General features: G+C 66.6%; 21 protein-coding genes. 12 read left to right on the top strand and 9 right to left on the bottom strand.

Annotated elements, in window-relative coordinates; all coding sequences use genetic code 11:
• Positions 1-62 precede the first annotated feature (62 nt).
• On the bottom strand, positions 63-2,321 hold the full coding sequence (locus ACLB1G_RS17450; RefSeq protein ID WP_491628501.1) for a TonB-dependent receptor: 2,259 nt from the start codon (positions 2,319-2,321) through the stop codon (positions 63-65).
• Between the two features lie 188 nt (positions 2,322-2,509).
• Between ACLB1G_RS17450 and ACLB1G_RS17445 the strand changes: the two genes are divergently transcribed.
• The gene (locus ACLB1G_RS17445; RefSeq protein ID WP_491628500.1) at positions 2,510-3,832 is read left to right on the top strand and encodes an NRAMP family divalent metal transporter; all 1,323 of its coding nucleotides are present in this window, start codon (positions 2,510-2,512) and stop codon (positions 3,830-3,832) included.
• Between the two features lie 59 nt (positions 3,833-3,891).
• Here the strand turns inward: ACLB1G_RS17445 and ACLB1G_RS17440 are convergent, their stop codons facing one another.
• Complete coding sequence (locus ACLB1G_RS17440) at positions 3,892-6,180, bottom strand: putative bifunctional diguanylate cyclase/phosphodiesterase (protein ID WP_491628499.1); 2,289 nt, start codon at positions 6,178-6,180, stop codon at positions 3,892-3,894.
• A gap of 241 nt (positions 6,181-6,421) precedes the next feature.
• The gene (locus tag ACLB1G_RS17435; RefSeq protein WP_491628498.1) at positions 6,422-7,024 is read right to left on the bottom strand and encodes a LysE/ArgO family amino acid transporter; all 603 of its coding nucleotides are present in this window, start codon (positions 7,022-7,024) and stop codon (positions 6,422-6,424) included.
• Positions 7,025-7,110: 86 nt separating this feature from the next.
• On the opposite strand from ACLB1G_RS17435, the gene ACLB1G_RS17430 reads away from it, so the two are divergent.
• Complete coding sequence (locus tag ACLB1G_RS17430; RefSeq protein ID WP_491628497.1) at positions 7,111-7,992, top strand: LysR family transcriptional regulator ArgP; 882 nt, start codon at positions 7,111-7,113, stop codon at positions 7,990-7,992.
• Here the strand turns inward: ACLB1G_RS17430 and gudD are convergent.
• The 6 genes from gudD to ACLB1G_RS17400 all read right to left on the bottom strand — a co-directional run bounded on the left by gudD (position 7,989) and on the right by ACLB1G_RS17400 (position 13,342).
• Positions 7,989-9,323 (bottom strand): glucarate dehydratase, encoded by a 1,335-nt coding sequence (gudD, locus tag ACLB1G_RS17425; RefSeq protein ID WP_491628496.1) that lies wholly within the window; start codon positions 9,321-9,323, stop codon positions 7,989-7,991. The two genes, ACLB1G_RS17430 and gudD, sit on opposite strands and share 4 nt — an antisense overlap.
• 98 nt (positions 9,324-9,421) lie before the next feature.
• Positions 9,422-10,465, bottom strand: coding sequence for a LacI family DNA-binding transcriptional regulator (locus tag ACLB1G_RS17420; protein ID WP_491628495.1), 1,044 nt, complete (start codon positions 10,463-10,465; stop codon positions 9,422-9,424).
• A gap of 32 nt (positions 10,466-10,497) precedes the next feature.
• Entirely contained in the window at positions 10,498-11,586 is a 1,089-nt protein-coding gene (locus tag ACLB1G_RS17415) for a histone methylation protein DOT1-like protein (protein ID WP_491628494.1), read from the bottom strand.
• 88 nt (positions 11,587-11,674) lie between these two features.
• Positions 11,675-11,995 carry a type II toxin-antitoxin system PemK/MazF family toxin gene (locus ACLB1G_RS17410; RefSeq protein ID WP_491628493.1) on the bottom strand — a complete coding sequence of 107 codons (321 nt, stop codon included), beginning with the start codon at positions 11,993-11,995 and terminating at the stop codon, positions 11,675-11,677.
• Positions 11,989-12,240, bottom strand: coding sequence for an AbrB/MazE/SpoVT family DNA-binding domain-containing protein (locus ACLB1G_RS17405; RefSeq protein WP_491628492.1), 252 nt, complete (start codon positions 12,238-12,240; stop codon positions 11,989-11,991). The genes ACLB1G_RS17410 and ACLB1G_RS17405 overlap by 7 nt, the downstream gene beginning before the upstream one ends.
• A 79-nt stretch (positions 12,241-12,319) precedes the next feature.
• Positions 12,320-13,342 (bottom strand): OmpA family protein, encoded by a 1,023-nt coding sequence (locus ACLB1G_RS17400; RefSeq protein ID WP_491628491.1) that lies wholly within the window; start codon positions 13,340-13,342, stop codon positions 12,320-12,322.
• Between the two features lie 543 nt (positions 13,343-13,885).
• Between ACLB1G_RS17400 and ACLB1G_RS17395 the strand changes: the two genes are divergently transcribed.
• The 10 genes from ACLB1G_RS17395 to ACLB1G_RS17350 are packed head-to-tail and all read left to right on the top strand — an operon-like array spanning position 13,886 to position 23,281.
• On the top strand, positions 13,886-14,149 hold the full coding sequence (locus ACLB1G_RS17395) for a Flp family type IVb pilin (protein WP_491628490.1): 264 nt from the start codon (positions 13,886-13,888) through the stop codon (positions 14,147-14,149).
• 40 nt (positions 14,150-14,189) lie between these two features.
• On the top strand, positions 14,190-15,572 hold the full coding sequence (locus ACLB1G_RS17390) for a pilus assembly protein TadG-related protein (RefSeq protein WP_491628489.1): 1,383 nt from the start codon (positions 14,190-14,192) through the stop codon (positions 15,570-15,572).
• Positions 15,557-16,357, top strand: coding sequence for a hypothetical protein (locus tag ACLB1G_RS17385; RefSeq protein ID WP_491628488.1), 801 nt, complete (start codon positions 15,557-15,559; stop codon positions 16,355-16,357). Before ACLB1G_RS17390 ends, ACLB1G_RS17385 begins: the two co-directional genes overlap by 16 nt.
• Positions 16,357-17,169, top strand: a complete 813-nt coding sequence (locus tag ACLB1G_RS17380) for a hypothetical protein (protein WP_491628487.1) — start codon at positions 16,357-16,359, stop codon at positions 17,167-17,169. The genes ACLB1G_RS17385 and ACLB1G_RS17380 overlap by 1 nt, the downstream gene beginning before the upstream one ends.
• On the top strand, positions 17,157-17,834 hold the full coding sequence (locus ACLB1G_RS17375; protein WP_491628486.1) for a hypothetical protein: 678 nt from the start codon (positions 17,157-17,159) through the stop codon (positions 17,832-17,834). Before ACLB1G_RS17380 ends, ACLB1G_RS17375 begins: the two co-directional genes overlap by 13 nt.
• An 18-nt stretch (positions 17,835-17,852) precedes the next feature.
• A complete protein-coding gene (locus ACLB1G_RS17370; protein WP_491628485.1) occupies positions 17,853-18,044 on the top strand; it encodes a hypothetical protein in 192 nt (63 codons plus the stop codon).
• A gap of 12 nt (positions 18,045-18,056) precedes the next feature.
• Complete coding sequence (gene cpaB, locus ACLB1G_RS17365) at positions 18,057-19,073, top strand: Flp pilus assembly protein CpaB (RefSeq protein WP_491628484.1); 1,017 nt, start codon at positions 18,057-18,059, stop codon at positions 19,071-19,073.
• A gap of 4 nt (positions 19,074-19,077) precedes the next feature.
• Positions 19,078-20,427 carry a type II and III secretion system protein family protein gene (locus ACLB1G_RS17360; protein WP_491628483.1) on the top strand — a complete coding sequence of 450 codons (1,350 nt, stop codon included), beginning with the start codon at positions 19,078-19,080 and terminating at the stop codon, positions 20,425-20,427.
• Positions 20,428-20,430: 3 nt separating this feature from the next.
• Positions 20,431-22,428, top strand: coding sequence for a TadA family conjugal transfer-associated ATPase (locus tag ACLB1G_RS17355; protein WP_491628482.1), 1,998 nt, complete (start codon positions 20,431-20,433; stop codon positions 22,426-22,428).
• The gene (locus tag ACLB1G_RS17350) at positions 22,421-23,281 is read left to right on the top strand and encodes a type II secretion system F family protein (RefSeq protein WP_491628481.1); all 861 of its coding nucleotides are present in this window, start codon (positions 22,421-22,423) and stop codon (positions 23,279-23,281) included. Before ACLB1G_RS17355 ends, ACLB1G_RS17350 begins: the two co-directional genes overlap by 8 nt.
• Positions 23,282-23,287 lie beyond the last annotated feature (6 nt).

The following is a 23,287-nucleotide window of genomic DNA, read 5'->3' as shown; positions in this document are numbered from 1 at the left end:
CTGCTTCAAAGCGGGCAGGGCGAGGCGCCGCAACGACGCCATGGCCGTTTTGAAGCAGGCTCTTACAGCTTGCCGTTCAGGGTGAGGAATAACTGGCGCGGCGCACCCGAGAGCAAGGTAGCGAAATTGCCGCCGGGATCGGACACCACGAAACCGTTCGAGCCTATGGTGCTGAAATACTGCTTGTCGAACAAGTTGCTGACGTTGAGCTGCAGGCTCAGTTCCTTGACCATGCCGGTGGTGCGGAACTTGTAGCCGGCCGACAGGTTGGCGAGCCAGTAGGACGGCACGCCGGCGTCGTTCAGGTAGGTGTAGTAGCGCTTGCCGGTGTACTTGGCGCCACCGCGCACGAACCAGTCGGCGTTCTCGTAGCCCAGTTCGGTATTGAACATGGTGCGCGGGGTATCGACCACCTGCTTGCCGCTCACCTGCACCAGCTTGTTGTTGTCCAGGTAGTTGGATTTGTACTTGGAATCGTTGTAGGTATAGGTGTTAAACCAAGAGAATTCGCGGCTGATCTTCCACACCGCCACCGCTTCCAGGCCCTTGGTTTCAACCTTGCCAACGTTGACGAAGGTGCTGGGGCAGCCGACGATGCCGGCGCAGGCGGCAACGCTCAGCTGGCGGTCGTCGAAACCGGCGTGGTAGACGGCCAGCGAACCCTGCAGGCCGGGACGCTTGTAGCGGTAGCCCAGGTCGACGTTGACCGAGGTTTCCGGCTTCAGCTTGGCGATGCCGAGGTCGTAGGCCTGCTGGGTCTGCGAGAACGGGCCGTTCACGCCCGGCTGGAAGGCGCGCATGTTTTTCGACACCGAGGCAAACAGCTCGTCGTCGCGGCTGAGGTTGTAGTTCAGGCCGGCCTGCGGCAGGAAGGTCTTGGAGGCGGTCAGCGTGCCTTGGGCGCGGCTGCTGGCGATCAGGTTGACGGCGTCTATGGTGACCTTGGGGCTCTTGAAGCCGGCGTTGACCTTGAGCTTGCCGTCGTCCGAGGCCCAGGTGTCCTGCAGGTAGAACTGGGTGGTGGTGGTGGTGAATTCCTGCTGGAAGCGGCCGCTGACATTGGTCATGGGGTTGCTCAGGAAGTGGTTGGTGTCGCTGCCGTCCGCCACCGCGTAGAAGTTGCGGGTCAGGGTATGCAGGCTGCGCTCGCCCCAGAAGCCGGCCGCCACGCTGTGGGCGCCGAAGTCCCAGTTCAGGTCGCTCACCACGCCGTCGCGGCCTATCGAATACTCGGTGGTGCGGATGGCGATGGGCACGCTGGCCGAGGACGCCGTGTACGGGGTGTACCAGTGGCCCTGGCCTTGGTTGCCGTGGTGGTAGACCGTGGTTTTCAGGTCGGTGTGTTCGCCCAGGCGCAGGCTCAGGGCCAGGCCGCCCAGGTCATCCTTGCGCAGGCCGCGGCCCAGGTAGTAGGCGTCGTCCATATTGGTGACGCCGCCCGTGTAGATGCCCTTGGCGGCGTTGACGGCGCGCTGCCAGTCGGGTGCGTAGTTATCCCAGTCGTAGCCCAGGCGCCGGGCCATTTCCAGCGACAGGTCCTGGTAGTCGGTTTCCTTGCGGTCGGAATGGTTGTAGAACAGCGCCAGCTGGTGATCGCCGAAGCGGTGCACCAGGCGCGAATTGAACTGGTCCTGGTCCTGCGGGCCCGATCCTTTCCACTTGTCGGCGCGCTGGCGGGTGCCGCTGATGAACAGCTTGGTGGCGCCGCCGTTCAAGAGGCCGCTGTCCAGGCGCACGAAGGTGCGCGAGGTGCTGTCGCTGCCCAGGGTCTGGGCCAAGGTCACGCCCTGCTGGTCCGTGGGGTCCAGGGTGACGAACTGCACCGTGCCGCCCAGGTTGCTGGTCGAGGCCGTGCCCAGGGCGCCGGCGCCCTGCGAGACCGACACGCGGCCCACGTTTTCCGAGGAGATGGCGCGGCTGATGTGCAAGCCGTTGTTGTTACCGTAGCTCATGTCGCCCAGCGGGATATCGTCCAGGGTGAAGCCCAGCTGGTTCTGGTTGAAGCCGCGCACGCTGAAGCGGGTCGACCATTCATAGGCGCCAAATGGATCGGCCGACTGGAAATTCACGCCGGGCAGCTTTTCCAGGGCCTTGAGCGGGCTGGTGCCTGGCACCAGCTTGGCCAGCTCGGCGTGGTTGATGTTCTGCACCTGGCGCGATTGGCCCTGGCCCAGCACTTCCACGGTCTGGATGGGGGCGCCGGCGGCGGCAGCCACGGCGCCATCGGCGCCGTCGTCGACAGGGGCGGCCAGGGCGGCGTGGCAGGCCAGGGCTTGCAGCACCAGCAGGCACAGCGGTTTAAGGCGTAAGGTGGCGGACATGGCTGTTCTTCTTTCTTGCGTTGGATGGGGGAGGAAAAACTTGCAAGATTGTAGAAACGGCATATGACCAAAGCGTGACCATGCAATGACAGTTTGATGACTCGACAACACCTGGCTGCGTTCGGAAGCGTACAGAGCCGGCCGCCGGGCGCGCCTACCATGGCGCCATTGCCACCGGAGCCAGCGCCATGTCCGCCATCGAATCCGTTCCAGCACAGTCCGCAACCGGACCGGCCGCGCCGCCGGCCCGGCAGCCATGGCTGGCCAAGCTGGGCCCCGGACTGGTGACCGGGGCGGCCGACGACGACCCCAGCGGCATCGCCACCTACTCCCAGGCGGGGGCCCAGTTCGGCTACGGCATGCTGTGGACCATGCTGCTGACCTTTCCGCTGATGGTGGCGATCCAGATGATCGCGGCCCAGATCGGCAGGGTCAGCGGGCGCGGCCTGGCCACCAACATCCGCCGCCATTTTCCGCCCTGGCTGCTGCACGCCCTGGTGCTCCTGCTGCTGGTCGCCAACACCATCAATATCGCGGCCGACATCGCCGCCATGGGCCAGGCGCTGCGCCTGGTGCTGGGCGGGCCGGCGCAGCTGTATGCGGCCCTGTGCGGGGCGCTATCGGCCGTGCTGCAGGTGATGCTGCCCTACCGGCGCTACGTTCGCATCCTGAAATGGCTGACCCTGGCGCTGCTGGCCTACGCCGCCACCGCGCTGGTGATGAACGTGCCTTGGGCAACGGTGCTGCACCAGACCCTGCTGCCTACCCTGCGCTGGGAGCCGCAGTACATCACCACGGTGGTGGCCATCTTCGGCACCACCATCAGCCCCTACCTGTTTTTCTGGCAGGCTTCGCAGGAGGTGGAGGAATTGCGCGCCGATCCCGACGCCCAGCCCCTGGTCGACGATGGCCGCCAGGCGCGGGACCAGCTGTCGCGCATCAAGACCGACACCGTGATCGGCATGGGCTTTTCCAACCTGGTGGCCTTCTTCATCATCCTGACCGCCGCCGTGGCCCTGCGCGCGCACGGCGTCACGCAGATCGAATCCTCGGCCCAGGCCGCCTCCGCCCTGCGTCCGGTGGCGGGCCAGCTGGCGTTCGCCCTGTTCGCCATGGGCATAGTCGGTACCGGGCTGCTGGCGGTGCCGGTATTGGCCGGCTCGGCCGCCTACGCCATCGCCGGCGCCATGCGCTGGAAAAACAGCCTGGAACTGGACCTGGCCGAGGCGCGCAAGTTCTACGCCATCATCATCGGCGCCACTGCCATCGGCACGGCGCTGTGCTTCACCCCGGTCGATCCCATGCGGGCGCTGTACTGGTCGGCCGTCATCAACGGCGTGATCGCGGTGCCGGTGATGGTGGTCATGATGCTGCTGGCGGTGCGTCCGGCCGTGATGGGCCAGCTGGCCATTTCACCGCTGCTGCGGGTGCTGGGTTGGCTGTGCACCGGCCTGATGGCGCTGGCCGTGCTGGCCATGCTGGTGCTGGCCGCGACCGGAGCCGCGGACTAGCCGGCGGCGCCATAGGCCGAAGTTGCGCGCGGAAGCCGCGACGATCACGGCAAATCGTCTCAGATCGAGAAATCCTCGGCCACCAGCGGTTCGCTCTTGGCGGCCGCGAGGCGCTGCAGCGCTTCCGGCGGGATGGGCCTGGAAATATGGTAGCCCTGCAAGTAGTGGCAGCCCATGCTTCCCAGGATGGCGGCCTGGCCCGCCGTTTCCACGCCTTCGGCCACCAGCTGCAAGCCCAGGCTGTGGCCCATGGCGATGATGGCTTGCACCAGGTTGTGGCTGCGTTCGCTGTGTTCGATGTCCATCACGAAGGCGCGGTCTATCTTGAGGGTGTTGAGCTGGAACTGGGTCAGGTAGCTGAGCGAGGAATAGCCAGTGCCGAAGTCATCCAGCGAAATGCTGACGCCCAGGGTGCGCAGCCGCTCCAGCACGGCGCGCACGTTGGGGCCGTCATCGATCAGCACGCGCTCGGTCAGTTCCAGCTCCAGCTGCTGCGGCGACAAGCCATTGCTGCCCAGCGCATGCTCGACCAGGGCGATGAAGCGGGGATCGACCAGCTGCCAGGCCGAGACATTGATGCTGATGATGACCTCGCCCAGCGCACCGCGCCAGTCCGCCACCTGGCGGCAAGCCTCGTTCAGCACCCAGGTGCCCAGTTCCACGATCATGCCGCTATCCTCGGCCACCGGGATGAAGCGGTCCGGCGCGACCGGGCCCAGCAGCGCACTGCGCCAGCGCAGCAGGGCTTCCACTTTTTTCACCTGGCGGCTGTGGGCATCCGTGATCGCCTGGTAAACGAGATGGAATTCGCCGGCCTCGATGGCGCCGCGCAGGGCGCCGTCGATCACCAGGGCATCCTTGGCGGCCGCGTTCATGGCGTCATTGAAGAAGCGCAGTTCGCCGCGTCCGGCCCGCTTGGCCTCGTACATGGCGATATCGGCGTTGCGCAGCAGGGTGTCGGCATCGGCGCCCTGCTCCGGATAGCAGGCCACGCCTATGCTGGCCGAGACGCCGATGGCGTGGTGCGACAACTCGAAGCAGGTGGACAGGGAGGCGAGGATGGCCGCGCCACACTGCTGCGCGGCGCGGGCCGCCGCCCCGGGCGCCAGCCCCGGCAGCACGACGATGAATTCGTCCCCGCCGAAGCGGGCCAGCAGATCGCCGGCGCTCAGCAAGCCATGCAGGCGGCGCGCCATCTGGGACAGCAGCTGGTCGCCAGCGGCATGGCCGAAGGAATCGTTGACCCGCTTGAACTTGTCCAGGTCAATGAACAATACCGCACATTCCTCCTGGTTTGCTGCGGACGTGCCGATCAATGACGTGAGTTCATGGTTGAGGCCGTTGCGGTTGTAGAAGCCGGTCACGGCGTCATAGCGGGCGGCCCGGTACAGCAGATCGTCTTTCTTCTTGCGTTCCGTGATGTCCAGCAACTGCACCATGCAATACAGCTGGCCGCGCTCGATATATGGCGAGGCCAGCATTTCCACCGGCAGCTGGGCGCCGTTATGCAGGGTGTACAGCGCTGTTTCGACCATGGGATAGCGGCCCTGGGCCGCTTCGAAGCGGCGGAAATAGTCGTCCACCATCGCCTCGGTGGCGTGTGGCAGCAGCTGCGTGACATGGGCGCCTATCAGTTCGGATGCATGGCGGTAGCCCAGCAGCCGGGCGCAGCGTTCGTTGGCCACGTGGATGTAGCCGCGCCGGTCGCGTATCAGGAAACCGTCGCTCAGGCTGTCGATGGTCAAGGCATAGCGCTGCTGGATTTCATGTTGTACCGCGTATATCAGGCAAAGCATCGACAGGGTTTTGGTCACGGCCGCCGCAATAAACCATAACCCATAGGAATCCGGTCCCAGGGCCACCGCGCTGGCCAGGTCGATAACACCGCGCGCAATCAGCGTGGCGCCCAGCAACCGATAACGGCTGCCTTTATATGCCAGCCTTGCACCGGCCCATAAAATGGCGGCGCCCAATATAGCGGATGTACCCGGCACCACCCAGGCATCATGGATTATCCATTCCAGCGATAATACCAGGACCAATATCAGGAATACCAGCAAGGCCGGCTTGACATGCCTGTGTTTTAAATTCCCGAGAAAATACCCGGTGCCAGCCCAATAACCCATGACGGCACAAGCAAGCATGCAGGCGGCGGCAATATGGCGCGGCCAGGATGGCGGTCCCAAAAACCAGATGGCGGTGCCGGCCATGACGGAAAACTGGCCGGCAGCCCAGAATAAAGCGTGCTTTTCCTTGCGCTGCATCAGCCACAGGAACAGCAGTATCGCGCTGAGGATGGCGTCCGCTACCAGGGACACCAGCATGAAGAGGTGGGGGTCCGCGCTCATGACTATGCCGCTCGGGGCCGGGCTACGCTGATTATCACACCCGGTGGCAGGCACCGGGAACCTTCATGATTGTAAGCGGAACAGCTGCAAGCTGGCGAAGATATATTGCCGCATGGCACATCTCTCACACACAAAAGTCATGATTACCATGCAATATTGAGCGAATTCCTTTACTCTGCAGCATGTTTTTACCCTTTTCATGCCAGAACATGGCATAAAAAAGCCAATTTCAAGTTTATTTTCATAACAGCAGCGACGCCGCGATACTCCACATCACGACCGCAATCACGGCATCCAGCCAGCGCCACGCCGCCGGCCTGGCAAACAGCGGCGCCAGCAGCCGCGCGCCGGCGCCCAGGCTGCCAAACCAGGCCACCGAGGCGCAGATGGCGCCCAGCGCAAAATACCAGCGGCCATTGCCGGGCTGTTGCCCGCCTATGGATCCCAATAACACCACGGTATCCAGATAAACATGGGGGTTTAATATGCTGACCGCCAGCATCGCCGTAAGAACAGCGCGCCGGCCAGAGATATCCTGTTCACCCGCCTGCATGGCAGCCGGAGTCAGGGCGGATTTCGCCGCACGTAATCCATACCAGAACAGGAAAGCTGCCCCGCATATTTTGATGGCAGATAGCAGCGCCGGCATGCTATTAATGACGGCGCCCATGCCGGCCACGCCGGCGCCAATCAGAATCACATCGCAGATAATGCAGATCATCGTGCAGGTAAATACGAATTCCTTTTTCAGCGCCTGCCTCAGCAAGAATGCATTTTGCGATCCTATCGCCACGATCAGGCCCGCGCCCAAGCCCGCGCCTTTTAAAAATGCCGTCAATTCCATCTCGCCATCCACTAAAAAAAGCTCAGCTTACCTTTCCGTCTTATATAAGTATAATGAATCATTCTTGTCAAATATTAGGATAGCTAATGAGTCACGTGGATTACCGGGGGCTGGCGGCGCTGGACGCCGTGGTCGAACATGGCGGTTTCGACAAGGCGGCTGCGGCCCTGTCCATCACCCAGTCGGCCGTTTCGCAGCGCATCCGCATGCTGGAACACGGGGCCGGCGAATTGCTGGTGGTGCGCTCCCAGCCGCCGGCGGCAACCGAGGCCGGCCAGCGCCTGATTGCCCACTACCGCCAGGTCAAGCTGCTGGAGGCGGCCCTGCGACGCCCAGGCGGCGGCCAGTGGCAGGAGATCGCCATCGCCGTCAACGCCGACAGCGCCGCCACCTGGCTGCAGGAGGCGGTACAGCCGTTGATGTTGGAAGGGAAACTTTTACTGCAGATCCGGCTGGACGACCAGGACCATACCCTGTCCAGCCTGCGCGAAGGCCGGGTCTACGGCTGCGTCACCAGCGAGGCCGCCACCGTGGCCGGCACCAGCGCCACGGCCCTGGGCGCCATGCGCTACATGTGCGTGGCCAGCCCCGCGTTCCGGGAGCGCTGGTTCCCGGACGGCATGACGGTGGCGGCGGCGCGCCAGGCGCCGGTGCTCAATTTCGACCGCAAGGACACGCTGCAAACCCAATTCCTGAAGCTGCGGCTGGGATTTGAGGAAGCCTATCCCCACCACGCCCTGTCCAGCTCGGAGGGATTCGTGCGCTTCATCGAGGCGGGGCTGGGCTATGGCATGTTGCCAGTCCAACAATGCGCGGCCCAGCTGGACAGCGGCAGCCTGGTGGACCTGGCGCCCGGCTACTGGCTGGACGTGCCGCTGTACTGGCACAGCTGGGATATCCAGACCCCTGCCACGCGCGCCCTGTCGGCCAGTATCGTGGCCACGGCGCGCAAGTGGCTGCTGGACTAGCGCACCAGGGCCGGCTGCTTGTTGTTGAAGGTCCAGCCCGGGATCAGGAATTGCATGGCGACGGCATCGTCGCGCGCGCCCAGGCCCATGTTGAGGTACAGCTGGTGGGCCGCCTCGACCTGCTCCAGGTCGATCTCCACGCCCAGGCCGGGCTTGCTGGGCACCTGCACCATGCCGTCGACAATCTTGAGCGGCTCGCGGGTCAGGCGCTGGCCGTCCTGCCAGATCCAGTGGGTGTCGATGGCGGTGATCTCGCCCGGGGCGGCGGCCGCCACCTGGGTGAACATGGCCAGCGAGATATCGAAGTGGTTGTTCGAATGCGAACCCCAGGTCAAGCCCCACTCGTGGCACATCTGCGCCACCCGCACGGAGCCCTGCATGGTCCAGAAGTGCGGATCGGCCAGCGGAATGTCGACCGACTGCAGCTGGATGGCGTGGCGCATCTCGCGCCAGTCGGTGGCGATCATGTTGGTGGCGGTCGGCAGGCCGGTGGCGCGCCGGAATTCCGCCACCACTTCGCGGCCGGAATAGCCGTTTTCGGCGCCGCACGGGTCTTCGGCGTAGGCCAGCACGCCGTGCTTGTCGCGGCACAGGCGGATGGCATCCTTGAGCAGCCAGCCGCCGTTCGGGTCCAGCGTGATGCGGGCCTGGGGGAAGCGCTCGGCCAGGGCCAGCACCGCCTCCATTTCCTCCTCGCCGCGCAGCACGCCGCCCTTGAGCTTGAAATCCTGGAAGCCGTAGCGCTGGTAGGCCGCCTCGGCCAGCCGGACCACCGCCTGCGGCGTCAGCGCCTCCTCGTGGCGCAGGCGCAGCCAGTCATCGCTTTCCCCGGCGCCGTCGGCATACGGCAGGCTGGTGCGGCGCCGGTCGCCTATGTAGAACAGGTAGCCCAGCATTTTCACGGCGTCGCGCTGCTGGCCTTCGCCCAGCAGGGCGGCCACCGGCACGCCCAAGAATTGGCCCAGCAAGTCCAGCAGGGCCGATTCCAGCGCCGTGACGGCGTGCACCGCCACGCGCAGGTCGAAGGTCTGCAGCCCGCGGCCACCGGCGTCGCGCTCGCCGAAAGCGCGCCGGGCCGCGTTCAGGATGGCGTGGTAGTGGCCGACGGGCTGGCCCAGCACCAGCGGGCGCGCATCCTCCAGGGTCTGGCGTATCTTTTCGCCGCCGGGCACCTCGCCCACGCCGGTGCGGCCGGCGCTGTCGCTGAGGATGACGATATTGCGGGTGAAATAAGGACCGTGGGCGCCGCTCAGGTTGAGCAGCATGCTGTCGCGGCCGGCGACGGGGATCACGCGCATGGCGGTGATGCGGGGCGTATCGTTCAAGGTCATAGTGGCGGGGCTCTCGATGTTAGCGCAATCATTTTATGGTAGCGCTGCCATCGCATCAAAGCAAGCGCCGTGTGAGGTTCGTTGCGTCATTGCAAGCGTCAGGTGCTGGCGCGTTCGACGATGTGGAAGCCCAGGTCGCGCACCGGCTCGGCCACTTCCTTGCCATGCATGCGCGCCAGGATGAATTCGGCCGCGATGCGGCCCACGGCGGCGCCATCCACGTGCACCGAAGTCAGGGCCGGGTGCAGGTCGCGCGCGAAGCCGAGGTCGCCGAAACCCACCACCGCCAGTTCTTCCGGCACCGCCACCTGCCCCAGCTGGGCTTCCAGCATCACGCCCTGGGCCATCAGGTCCGAGCTGCAGAACACGGCGTCGATGTCGTGGTAGCGGTCGCGCAGTTCGACCATGGCGCGGCGGCCCGCGCCCAGGGTGGTGGGCGGGGTCACGCTGATGGCGGGGATGGCGGTCTCGCCCGCATGCGCCATGCCCAGTTCCAGGGCGCGCCGGGTGAAGGCGGCGCTACGCCGCTGGCTGCGCTCGTCGGCGCCGCTGACCACTGCCACGCGGCGCCGTCCGCGCGCGTGCAGGAACTCGGCCACGGCCGTGCCTATGCGCTCGTGCGAGAAGCCGACCAGCATGTCGATGGGCGTGGGCGTCAGGTCCCAGGTTTCCACCACCGGGAAGCCGGCGTTGAGCAGGCGGCGGCGCGCCTGCGGCGAGCGCATCACCCCGGTCAGCACCACGCCGGCCGGACGGCGTCCAATGATCGCGTCCAGCAAATCATCCTCGCGCGTATGCTGGTAGCCGCTCTGGCCCAGCATGACCTGGTAGCCGGAGGCGGCCAAGGTCTCGGTCAGGGCCTGCACCATGTCCTGGAATACGGGACCGACCAGGGTCGGCACCACGGCCGCCACCAGCTTGCTGTTGCGCGAAGCCAGGGCGCCGGCCACCAGGTTGGGCACGTAGCCGGTCAGCTCCACGGCCGCCCTCACCTTCTGCAGCAGCGCGGGCGAGACCGCATCCGGGTTGCGCAGCGCGCGCGAGGCGGAGATGGGCGCCACGCCGGCGATCCTGGCGACATCGGTCAGGGTCAGGCCACTGCCCTTCTTGCGGCGCGGGAGGGGGGCGGTATCATGGCTCATGGGCGGATTGTAGCATCATGACATCGCTACCATCAGCCGCCATCCAGGCTGGCCAGCAGCGCGTGCACGCTGGCGCTCCACTCCTGCGCATCAGGCACATGCAGCGACGGCGGCGCCGACGGCGCACAGGGCCCGGGCCGCCCCACGCGGCGGTACACGAACAGCGAGGTCCAGGCCGCGCTGTCGGGCGCGGCATTCTCGACCAGCTCGAAGGCCGGGTGCTGCAGCGGATAGGTGGTGGTGGTGACCAGGCAATGCTCCGGCACTTCGCGCGCCAGCTTGTCTGCCAGGGCGCCCATCAGGGGGGCGAAGCAGGTGCTGTACAGGAACACCAGGCTGGCCTGGCGCAGGTCGGCGTCGAACATGTCGGCCTCGAGCAGCGCGATGCGGCCGGCCAGCGCCAGCAAATGGCTGGCTGGCGCGCTGCGCCCGCCGGGCAGGCGCAGCGTATCGCCTTCACGCAGCGGGCGGGGCAACGCCTGCAACCCCTTAGCGGCCAGTTGCAGCAGCAGCTGGCGGCGGCGGGTGGCGATGCGGTGGCGGTAGGGCAGCAGCTCCACGCCCACGCAGCGCGCGAACGGCAGGCTGACGGCGGCCGACATGACCACCTTGCCCAGGCCGCTGCCCAGGTCGAACATGAGGCCGCCGGGCGCCAGGTGGGGCGCGACCAGGTCGAAATAGTTGTCCAGTTCGTGCCGTTCCAGTTCGCCGTAGATCATGCCGCAGTCGGCGATCACCCAGTCGCGCAGTTCGCCGTCGCTGACGTCTTCCAGCGCGCGGAAGCCGTGCGCGGCCTGCTCGGCGGGCGCCATCTCGGGCAACATGCCGCGCGCCTGCAGGTTGACCGGCAGCGGGCCGACGATCAGGCTGCGGTGCGGCAGCAGGCGCCGCACCAGGTAATCGCGCCGTGCCGGGTCGCGCGCGCAGGCGCGCAGGGCCAGGCCGATTTCAATGAAGCGCAGCAGGGCCGTGCCGGCTACCGGCTGCAGCGGCGGACGCGGATGGACAGCGCCATCCTGCACGCTTTGCAGCATGGCCTCCAGGATATCCTCGGGACAGCGGAACGCCTGCACCGGCATGACCGGAACAGCGGCGCGGCGGAAACGGGGCGGTGCGGACATGGGCGGGCGCGTTAGTGGGATGGCAACAGCTTACCCGGGGCGCCGCCAGGCCGCAAGCTGGCGGGCTGGACTCTGTGGCGGACGCTGCTCAGACCGCAAAGATTTCCTGCAAGACCAGCAGCGTGGCGTTCAGCGTGGCCGGACCGAGCTTGCCCAATTTTTTCGACAGCCTGACCTTGTCCACGCTGCGCAGCTGGTCCAGCAGGATCAACCCAGTCTTTTTATCGAAGGTCACCGGTATGCGGTAAGGGGCCGGCTTCGCGCCTGTGGTCATCGGCGCCACCGTGACCGTCCGTATGTAGTCATGCATCTCCGGCGGCGAAATGATGACGCACGGCCGGGCTTTCTGGATCTCGCTACCCACCGTCTGGTCCAGCTGCACCAGCCAGATGTCGCCACGCTTCACCATACGAGCTTTTCATCACCGTCGTTGGGGAATTCGGGCCAGACCAGCGCGTCATCGGCGGCGGCCGCGATGTCCTTGCTGGCCTCGGCCCAGCCTTCACGCACCTTTTTTTGCGGCCGGCGGATGACGATCGCATTGTCCTCCACCGTCATCTCCACCTCACCGAGCTCCATGCCGGCCTGGGCGAGAACTGGCTTGGGCAGCAGAACACCCTGGGAATTTCCCATTTTTCGAATGGACGTTTTCATCTCGGGCTGTACCTCCAGGCTAGGTTCATACAATGTTAGTACGAACCCGCGTTCTTAGCCAGCGCATCTTTGGCCATGTTTAACGCTTGACCAGCTCCACCCGACGGTTCCTGGCCCGGCCTTCCTCGCTAGCGTTGTCGGCCAGCGGCTGTTCGGCGCCGTAGCCGGCGGCCGACAGGCGCGCCGGGTCTATGCCGCCGGCCACCAGCCGGGCCAGCACGGTCTCGGCGCGCTGGCGCGACAGCTGCTTGTTGTGCGCGGCGTTGCCGCTGTTGTCCGTGTGGCCTTCGATGGACAGCTTGAGCTCCGGCTGCTGCTTGAGCAGCTTGCCGATTTCCGCCACCACCGGCTGGCCGTCCGCGCGCAGGGTGGCCTGGTCCACGTCGAAATTGATGTACAGCGCCACCCTGCCCTTGGCGCCCAGCTCGCGCGCCATGTCGTCCGCCGTCACCAGGCCCACGGTCTGGTTCATGGCCTTCTCCTGTATCACCGTGACCAGGGTGCGCGAGTCGCTGATGCCCAGGCTGAGCCAGATATTGGTGTCCGGCCGGCGTATCAGGTAGGCCGTGTAGCCGTAGCGGATGTCGGGCAAGTGCAAACGGGTGCGTTCGATCTGGTAGCGGTCGCCGCCATTGGCCTCGATGAAGGCGGGACTGGAGGGATCGGCAGCCGGCAGCTTGACACCGCCCAGTTCGGTGATGGCGTTCTCATAGTTGCGCAAGGCGGCCAACTCGGTCAGCTTGGCGTCCGAATTGTAGAAGGAGCGCACGTTGATGCGCCCTTCCACCGCCCGCAACTGCTGGCCGATGGCGATGTAGCCACGGTCGAACTCGGCGTCGACGACCTGGTTCTTGCCTCCCGCCTGCACCGCGGGCGGCCAGTCCATATAGGGGAAAGGCGGCAGCTTGGCGCTCGACAGCGGCACGCTGGCCGGATCGAAGGCGGCCGGGGCGGGGGCGCTGGCTGGCGCGGCCGGGACTGCGGGCGCCATGGCCGCTGTGGAGGCGGCGGGGGCCGACGCGGCGGGGGTGTCGGGTTTCTTGTGGCAGCCGGCCAGCACCAGGCCGGCCACGGCGATCATCAGCAGCGGAAAAAAGCGCATGAAATCGATACTCCTGCAAATAAAAATGAAAGGTACGCATGAAAACTGCGGAAAAATGAAGCAAAAATACAACAAACACAAAAAAATTTCTTTATTTATGTAGGTAAATTTTTTGCGAATACTAACCAATACTCACACCCGGGGCTATTGATGCTGCATATACCACAAAATTCGATCTACATCAAATCGCACCGTCGCAATTGTCGTTTTACAAAGCAATCGCTATCAAAAGCGGACTCTGCACTGACTGCGTCACTTTCACATGAAAAGTAAGGAAACAAGTCAAAACGTTACTGTGACGGAGGAACTTATCTGAGAGGAAAGTTATTTTTTTAACATCAGGAAATAGTGTCACAAAAAGAAAAACGGCGAAGTCTAACTCAAGCATTTTTGTGTTGTGCGTACGATACGATCAGGAAATTTTCGACTGGAAACGGAACCAAAAAAGCGCTTTATCGTCGCGCGAACTCCGGAATAAGATACGTCCTGGCTGCGCAGCCAAAGTAACCATTAGTCACTCATCCTTTACCTATGGAGTTTTCTATGCAACGTCTCTCCCTGAAATCGCAGCGCGGTCAAGGCATGACCGAATACATCATCATCGTGGCCCTGATCGCCATCGGCGCAGTGGGCGTGTACACCGCCTTTGGCGACGTGGTGCGCGGCCAGACTTCGATCGCGGCCTCCACCCTGGCCGGCCAGGCCAGCGGCGGCGCCCGCACCCTGGCCGACAACGGCGGCACGGATTCCAACAACCGCGCCAAGGCCAAGGGCCTGAAAGACTTCGAAAGCGCCTCGACCAAGTAAGCCGCACGGGGATATCCACATACAGAACATGGAGCGGACGATGGCTTTGTACGTTCACAGGCAACGGGGGCAATCGATGGTGCTGTTCCTCGGCTTCGCCGCCGCCATGATGGGCATGATGCTGGTCGCCTTCAACTCGGGCCAGGTCACCAATGCCAAGATGCGTGCGATGAACGCTGCCGACGCCGCCGCCTACAGCGGGGCGCTCTGGCAGGCACGCAATCTGAACTTCCAGGCCTATATGAACCGGGCCATGGTCGTCAACGAAGTGACCATCGCGCAATCGGTCAGCCTGCGCTCCTGGGTAGGCTATCTCGACAAGCTGGTCAGCAACATCAGCATGATCACCAATTTCATCCCACCGGTCGCGGTCGAGGTGCGCGCCGTGCAGCAGGTGCTGAGCCGGGTCGACCAGACCATGCAGCGCGTGGTGCCGCCGGCCGAGATTGCGCTGCGCGGCCTTACCAACGCCGAGCACGCCGCCCAGGTCGCCTTCGACGGCCTGGCGCCGCTGGCGGCCCAGGAGCTGGCCTTCAACGTGGCCCAGCAGAATGGCGCGGCGGTCAGCACCGGCGGCAAGGCCCTGGTGGCGCTCAACCTGCGCGACTGGGCCGGTTTTACCCGCAACTACAGCCCGGGACGGCGCAACATGGGCAACCGCGACGAGCGCGCGCGGCTGCGCGAAGTGACGCTCAATTCGCGCGACGGCTTCGTGCAGGAACGCGACTGGAAATTCGGCTTTAAGCCGGTGGTCGAAATCCGCAAGCAGGGCGGCACCGACCTGATCGACTACGACGCCTGGAAAGGCCTCGATTCGATGGAGCTGCGCACCACCTACAACTACTTCAAGGGCAAGTGGATGACCAGGACCCCGGTGGCCTGGGGCGGCGCCCAGGCCTACGGCAATGGCCGCGCCAACGGCATCGGCGTGCACGGCAATACCAACGAATGGAATGACTCCGATGGCCAGCTGGCGCGCAGCGCCGCCAACAGCAATACCTATGCCAAGAACGTGCGCCTGCGCTTCCCCGGCTACCGCGACCTGGAGGCGCCGCAGCTGCAGAAGGACGACCCGCGCCTGCCATTCGCCATCGAAGTGGTGGTGGCCGGCGCCAATATCGCCACCGCGCGCAGCGCCGGCCGGGCCCAGACGGCGCTGTTCAATGGCGCTGTGCTGGACCAGGATCCGCAGTACCAGGGCCGCGACGCCGGCGTGTACGCCCTGTCCGAGGCCTGCGTGGCCTTCGAGCGCCCGGTGGCGCGCCAGGACGGCGCCCAGGAAAAGGCCGGCTTGTTCAATCCGTACTGGCACGCCTTCATGGCCACCGACAGCCGTGGCGCCCGTATCACCGCCGATACCGCCAAGGGGCTGCCATCGATTAATGCTTTATTGGGAGGAAGTGGAACATGCGTATCAAAATAAGCGGCAGACTGACGGCGGGCGCGCTGGCGGGCGTGGCCGCGCTGGTACTGGCCGCCTGCGGTGACTCCAACGCCAACGGCGCCGACAGGACGGCGGCCGCGGCCAAGCCGGCGCCGGCCAAGGGCGCGGGCCAGAGCTACGAGCTGGTGGTGTCCACCAAGCCGCTGTCGGTGGAAAAGGAAACGGCGATCGCGCGCGCCACCTACGAGCTGTGCGCCACCGCCGCGCGCGCGGCCGGCACCCCGGTCAAGCCGCTGGCGGGCATCCCCAGGGATTACGTCATGAGCCGCAAGACCTACCGCAGCGACGGCGCCAGCTTCTACGAACAGGAGGAAGGCTGGCTGCTGGACGTGCACAACGCCACCCCGCAGAACGGCTGCGAGAGCAAGATCTCGTACACCAGCAGCACCACGGTGGGCACGCCGCAGCGCAGCCGCCACATCGATGTCACCGCCGAGGGCGAGCGCGTGGTGCAGGACAACGACCCGCAGCCGGCGCCCGGTCCCGATACCAAGGCCGCCAGCGTCTTCACCGTGGCCAAACAGATCAACGGGCGCGCCTACAAATGCATGGCGCCCGGTCCCGGCGACGCGCCCGGCCTCAAGGACCTGTGCATCCTGGACACCAAGGGCGGCGCGCTGGTGAATATCGACGGTACCGCCATCGTGGCCTACCAGCGCCAGAAAAGCCCGCTGGCCGACACCGACCTGGTGACCGAGGTGGAACGCGCCAGCATAGGGGAGAAGCTGGCCGCCAACGCCTTCGCCGAGCCGGGGGCGCGCTGATGCGGCGTGCACGCGGCCAGGCCATGGTGGAGCTGGTGGTGGTGGTGGGCGTGAGCGCCCTGCTCTTCCTCGGCATCTGGTATCTGGGCAAATTCCACGACCTGCAGGCCACCACCATCCAGGCCGCGCGCTACGCGGCCTGGGAGCGCACCGCGCAGGGCGCCGGCCAGCTCAGCGACGCCCGCCTGGCCGGCCAGATGCGCGCCCGCCTGTACAACCTGGACCGCGCCGCCTACAAGGACAACGACGGCAATGCCAATGGCAACAACTGGCGCCGGCAGAGCGCGGTCTGGTACGACCACCGTGGGCGCCAGCGCCTGCTCGCCAACCCCAGCGACGTGCAGCTGCGCATGGCGGCCGGCGGCCTGCCGGGCAAGGCGGCGGCCGCCGTCAACGGCGCCGCCGGTTCGCTGGGGCCGCTGCTGGGCGCCCTGAGCGGCGGCGAGCCGCTGCCGGCCGGCGGCGTCAACACCAGCACGGTCAGCGTGGCGCTGGCCAACGTGGCGACGCTGCCGGAGCCATGGAACAAGTTCAACCTGAACCTGAAGGAAAGCGCCTCCATCGTCAACGAGCAGTGGGACGCGGCCGATCCGCGCCAGGCCGCCGAGCGCAGCCGGGCCTACGTGGCGGCCGGACGGCTGGGCGACATCAGCGGCGCGGTCGGGGTGCTGACCACCATGGTGTCGGTCATCGAGCCGGACATGAAAGAACTGGCGCTGGGCCGCATCTGCCCAGACATCGTGCCGGCCGACCGCCTGCGCCAGCCGCGCAACCAGGCCGCCTACAACGGGGCCGGGCCATGCTACCAGTGAAGCGGACGGCGTTGCCATGCCTGGCGGCGCTGCTGGGCGCCCTGGCGGCAGATCCGGCGCTGGCCGGCTGGCAGGATACGCCGGACAGCCTGGCGCTGTCGGCCCTGGGCGACAGCATGGTGGTCAACGGCACCCCCATGCAGCTGCGCCGCTTCAGCACCACGCAACCGGCCGAGCAGCTGCTGCAGCAGGTGCAGTCAGCCTGGGAGCGCGGCCGGGTGCGCGGCAGCGTGACGCGCAGCCAGGTGGGCGACTGGACCGTGCTGAACCAGACCCTGGGCCCGGAGCACCGCAGCTTCCAGGTGCGCCCGTCCGGCGCCGGGCTGGAAGGGGTGGTGGCGCTGACCTCGCCCCAGCTGGCCCGTCCGCCCACGCTGGCGGTGCCGCTGCCGGCCGCCATGACGGCGGTCTCGGTGATCGATTCGACCGACCAGGGCAAGCTGTCGCAGCAGGTGATTGCGTTCTCCAGCCGCTCGGTGGAGGCCAGCGCCCAGGCCCTGGAGGCGGCGCTCAAGGCGCGCGGCTGGACCCGCCACGTGATGCAGACATCGGCCGACGGCGTGCTGCTGGCGGCCAACCGCGGCGAACAGCAGTTCGACGCCACCGTCAGCCCGCAGCGCAACGGCGCCATGCTGATGATGAACACCTTGATACGCAACCGATGACTAAATACAGGAGCATGCATGACAACCATGGTTTTTCCCCCGCGCCAGCGCGGCCACGCGATGACCGAATACATCCTGGTCACCGTGGTGATGGCGCTGTTGCTGTTCGTACCCCAGGCCCTGTCCGGCAACATGCCGCTGGCCGAATACCTGGCGCGCGCGGTGCGCTGCTTCTTCCGCGCCTACAGCCTGCTGGTGTCCGTGTTTTAACCCCATGGTGACATGATCGTGAAAAAAATCTCGAAAAACACGCTGCTGCTGGGTGGCGCCATCGCGCTTGGCGTGCTGTGCTTCGCCGGCGCCCAATACTACTTCCGCAGCTACCTGGCCAACGCCGAGCAAAAGCTGGCCAGCTCCTACGAGAAGAAGCAGGTGATCGTGGCCAAGACTGAGATCCCGGCCGGCGAAACCCTGAGCGAGGACAACCTGGCGGTGCGCTCCATCCCGCAGCGCTATTTGTCCAGCACCGTGCTGGTGCCGGACGACCTGGAACAGGTGGCCGGACAGAAGCTGATGGTGCCCATGAAGCCGGGCGATCCGATCGACCGCGGCGCGCTCGAACGCATGGACCGCGCGGCGCTCTCGACCACGGTGGAAAAGGGCGAGCGCGCCATCACCTTCCCGGTCGACGAGATCAGCTCCATCTCCGGCATGCTGGTCCCGGGCGACATCATCGACCTGATGTTCACCGGCCCGGGCCGCACCAGCCATTCATACGGCGCGGGCGGCGGCAAGGACATGCTGCACGTACGCCCCCTGCTGCAATCGGTGCCGGTGATCGCCACCGGCAAGACCACCCAGAAGCGCACCGTGCGCGGCGCGGACGGCGAGCAGCACGAAGTAGCCATGGACTTCACCACCGTCACCCTGAAGCTGCCGCCGGCCCAGGCCGAGCAGGTGCTGCTGGGCCAGAAGCTGGGCCAGCTGACGGCGGTGTTGCGCAACCCCGAGGACAAGGCCCCGGCGCCGGCCCACCCGGTGCTGGATGAGGTGAGCTTCAAGCAGGTGGTGGGCGCGCCCGGCGGCGGCGCCGACCAGGTCGAGATGATCATAGGCGGCAACGGCGGCGCCGAGAAGGTGCAGGCCGACGTCGGCAAGACCCTGGTGGCCAGCCTGTCGCCACGCGCCGCCGCCCAGGAAGCGCGCCCGGCGCCCGACGCCGGCGACGTCCGCAGCCGCCTCGGCATCACGCCGCCGCCGGTGTCCGGCGCGGCTTCCACCACGACCATGAAACCCTGATCCCATGAAAACGCTGAAGAACCTGTGCATGGCCATCTGCATGGCCATGCTGCCCCTGGCATGCCTGGAGGCGGCGCCCGCCGCCGACACCGGCAGCGCCACCATCCCCGACCAACTGGAACTGTTCAGCGGCGAAGCGCGCGTGCTGCCGCTGTCGCCGGGCCGCATCGCCATCGGCGACGGCAAGGTGATCTCGGCCTCCGCGGTGGCCGCCAACCAGTTGCTGATCCTGGCCGAAAAACCCGGCAACAGCACCCTGCACCTGTGGCTCAAGGACGGCACCCAGCGCGAACTGACGGTGCGGGTGCTGGAGGCCGACCTGAAACGCACGCTGGACGACGTCAACCGGCTGCTGTCCTCGGTGGAGAACGTCCATGCGCGCATCGCCGGCTCGCGCATCGTGCTGGAAGGCGAAATGGTCAGCGACAGCAACCAGGAACGGGCCCAGGCCATCCAGAAGATGTACCCGGACCAGGTGGTCAACTTCATCGGCAAGGTGGGCTGGGAGCAGATGGTGCACCTGGACGTCAAGGTGGTGGAACTGACCAAGCGCGGCGCGCGCGACCTGGGCATCGCCTGGGATTCGGCCATCAACGGCCCGGCGGCCGGCCTGATCGCCGACATCGCCAGCAACAAGACCTTCCGCTACATCCCCGATCCGGCCAGGTCCGGCATCGACATGAGCGGCATCACCACCAATGTATGGCCGCCCAAGGGCTTCATCACGCTGGCCTCGGCCATCACCTCGCGCATCAACCTGCTGGTGCAGGATGGCGACGCCCAGATGCTGGCCGCGCCCAGCCTGAGCACGCGCAGCGGTTCCAAGGCGCGCTTCATCGCCGGCGGCGAGATCCCGCTTCCGGTGCAGAACACGCTGGGCGCGCTGGCGGTGCAGTTCAAGGAATACGGCATCATCCTGGAGGTGACGCCGGTGACGGACAAGAGCGGCGCCATCTACGCCAAGGTCGACATCGAGGTCAGCAGCATAGACCGCGCCGTCACGGTGCAAGGCATCCCCGGCATCCTCAAGCGCCGCTCCAGCGCCGAGTTCAACTCGCGCGATGGCGAGACGGTGGTGCTGAACGGCCTGTACGCCTACGAGGCCACCGGCGACAACCAGAAAGTGCCGGGCCTGGGCGACGTCCCGCTGCTGGGCGGCCTGTTCCGCAACAAGCAAAGCGAGCAATCGCAGCGCGACGTCGCCATCCTGATCACGCCGCGCCTGGTGCGGGCCACCCCGGGCGCGCTCGATCCGGAAGACCTGAACAAGGACAAGCTGCAGGACATCGAACACAAGATGCACGAGCATCAGCTGGGCGCCACGCCGCGCGCCAGGCTGAGCGTGACGGAGTAAGCCATGATCACACTGGAATACGAAGGCCGGGAATGCTTCCTGGAAGGCGCCGCCATCCTCGGCGCCCAGCCCGATTCGCCGCTGCCGCTGGGGGCGGCGGCCGGCAAGCGCGCGCTGCGCCTGGCGCGCGAGCCGGACGGCAGCGTCAGCGCCACCGACCTGGCCTCGCTGTCGGGCGTGTTCATCAACGGCGAGCGCATCGTACGCTACGGACCGCTGCGGGTGGACGACAGCATCAGCATAGGCGGCAAGCTGCTGCGCGTGAAGGCGCTGGAGCAAGCGGGCCGCCCAGCCGCGCCGCCGCCGCGCGCGCCGCTGGGCGGTACGGCGGCGCCCGGCGGCGCCTGGCCTGGGGCAGCCGCACCGGGAGCTGGCCGGACGGGCGCCGCCACTTCGCGCGACGCCTCGTCGGGCGAGGCCTCACCGCGCGCCGCCTGGCCGGGCGCCGTACCGGGTGCAGCCACGTCGGGCGTCGCTACGCCGGGCGTCGCTACGCCGGGCGTCGCTACGTCGGGCGCCGCCACGCCGGGTGGCGCCGCACCGCTGCCTTCGCGGCCATCCGCACCGGCGGCCGCGCCCGGCGGCCTGCGGCCGGCCACGGGACATGCCGCGCCCGGCGCAACGGCGTTGACAGTGCCGGGCGCCGCTGCGGCGGGCGCCGCAGCAGGGGCTGTGCAGGCGCGCACCGATGCCGCCAGCGAAGCCGAACGGGCGCGCCAGCAAGCCCTGTCGCAGGCGGCCGGCCTGCTGCACGCGGAACTGATCAAGACCCTGGACCTGCGCCGCCAGGACGTCACCCGCATGGGCGACGCCGAGCTGCGCGTGGTGGCGAGCAAGCTGATCGCGGAACTGCTGCCCCGCCTCGACCTCGATCCCGGCCTGGACCGCGAGGAACTGACGCGCTTCGTGCTGGACGAGGCGGTCGGCCTGGGCGTGCTGGAAAACCTGCTGGCCGACGATAGCGTGACCGAGATCATGGTCAACGGCGCCAGCGACATCTTCATCGAACGGGCCGGCCGCACCGGCCGCTCGGCCATCGCCTTCAGCAGCGAGAAGGCGCTGATGGGCGTGATCGAGCGCATCGTCTCGCCGATCGGGCGCCGGGTGGACGAATCCTCGCCGCTGTGCGACGCCCGCCTCAAGGATGGCTCGCGGGTCAACATCGTGATACGCCCGATCGCCCTCAAGGGTCCGACCATCTCGATCCGTAAATTCGCCAAGCGCCGCCTGCAGGTGGAGGACCTGGTGGCCTACGGCACCCTGGATGAGCGCATGGTGGCCTTCCTGCAGGTGTGCGTGGAGCAGAAGAAGAACATCGTGATCTCGGGCGGCACCGGCTCCGGCAAGACCACGCTGCTGAACGTGATCTCCAACCTGATCCCGCCGCACGAGCGCATCGTCACCATCGAGGATGCGGCCGAGCTCAAGCTGTACCACGACAACCTGGTGACCCTGGAGGCGCGCCCGCCCAATGTGGAGGGACGCGGCCAGGTCACCATCCGCGAGCTGGTCAAGAATGCGCTGCGCATGCGGCCGGACCGCATCGTGATCGGCGAGTGCCGCGGCGGCGAGGCGCTGGACATGCTGCAGGCCATGAACACGGGCCACGACGGCTCGCTCACCACGGCCCACGCCAACACCCCGCGCGACATGCTGTCGCGCCTGGAGGTGATGGTGCTGATGGCCGGCATGGACCTGCCGGCGGCCGCCATCCGCGAACAGATCGCGGCCGCCGTGCAGATCGTGGTGCAGCAGACCCGCTACGCCTGCGGCACGCGCAAGGTCACCAGCATCACCGAGATCACCGGCATGGAGGGCGGCGTGATCCAGATGCAGGAAATCTTCCGCTTCCACCGCAGCGGCTTCTATGAGGACGGCCGGGTACGCGGCCAGTTCCAGGCCTCCGGCTACGTGCCGACCTTCTACGAGGACCTGCGCGAGCAGGGCGTGCCGGTCGACCTGTCGCTGTTCGGCCGCGCCGAGGGAGGCGCGCATGGCTGACGGCATGCTGCCCACCCTGCTGGCGCTGGGCTTCGCGCTGGGCGCCGTGATGGCCAGCCTGGCGCTGTGGACGCTGGGCCGGCGCTTTGCCCAGAGCTACCGCCAGAACGTGCTGGAACAGACCCGCGCCGGCCTGTCCGAGATGTTCATCTTCATGGAGGCGCGCCAGCTGACCCGGGTCAGCCTGGCCGTGATGCTGCTGGTGACCCTGGCCCTGCTGCTCCTGACCGGCAATCCGCTGCTGGCAGGGCTGGCGGCGGCGGCCTGCCTGCTGGGACCCAGGCTGGTGCACAAGCGCCTGACCGTCAAGCGCCGCAAGGCCATGATACGGCAGCTGCCGGACACCCTCGATTCCCTGGTCGGCGCGCTGCGTTCCGGCCTGTCGCTGCAGCAGGCCCTGGGCCTGCTGGCCGACCAGCTGCCGCTGCCCTCGCGCCAGGAATTCGGCCTGGTGGTGCGCGAGCTGCGCATGGGGGTGCCCATGGACGAGGTGCTGGAAGGCCTGGAGCGGCGCGTGCGCTCGCAGGAATACACCATGTTCACCACCTGCATGCGCATCGCGCGCGAGGTGGGCGGCAACCTGACCGAGTCGCTCGAGCGCCTGTCCGAGACCATGCGCCGCAAGCTGACCATGGAGGACAAGATCGACGCCCTCACCTCGCAGGGCCGCATGCAGGGCTGGATCGTCGGTTCGCTGCCGCTGCTGCTGATGTGGGTGCTGTCCGAGATGGAGCCGGAAGCCATGGCGCCGCTGTTCAACACCTGGTACGGCTACGCGGTGCTGGGCGTGATCGCCATGCTGCTGCTGGCCGGCTTCGTCCTGATACGCAAGATCGTCACCATCGACGTGTAAGGAGGC

The sequence above is a fragment of the Duganella kummerowiae genome (assembly GCF_053572355.1).
Note: the sequence above shows the minus strand (reverse complement) of the source record. Positions and strands in the feature narration are given on the sequence as shown.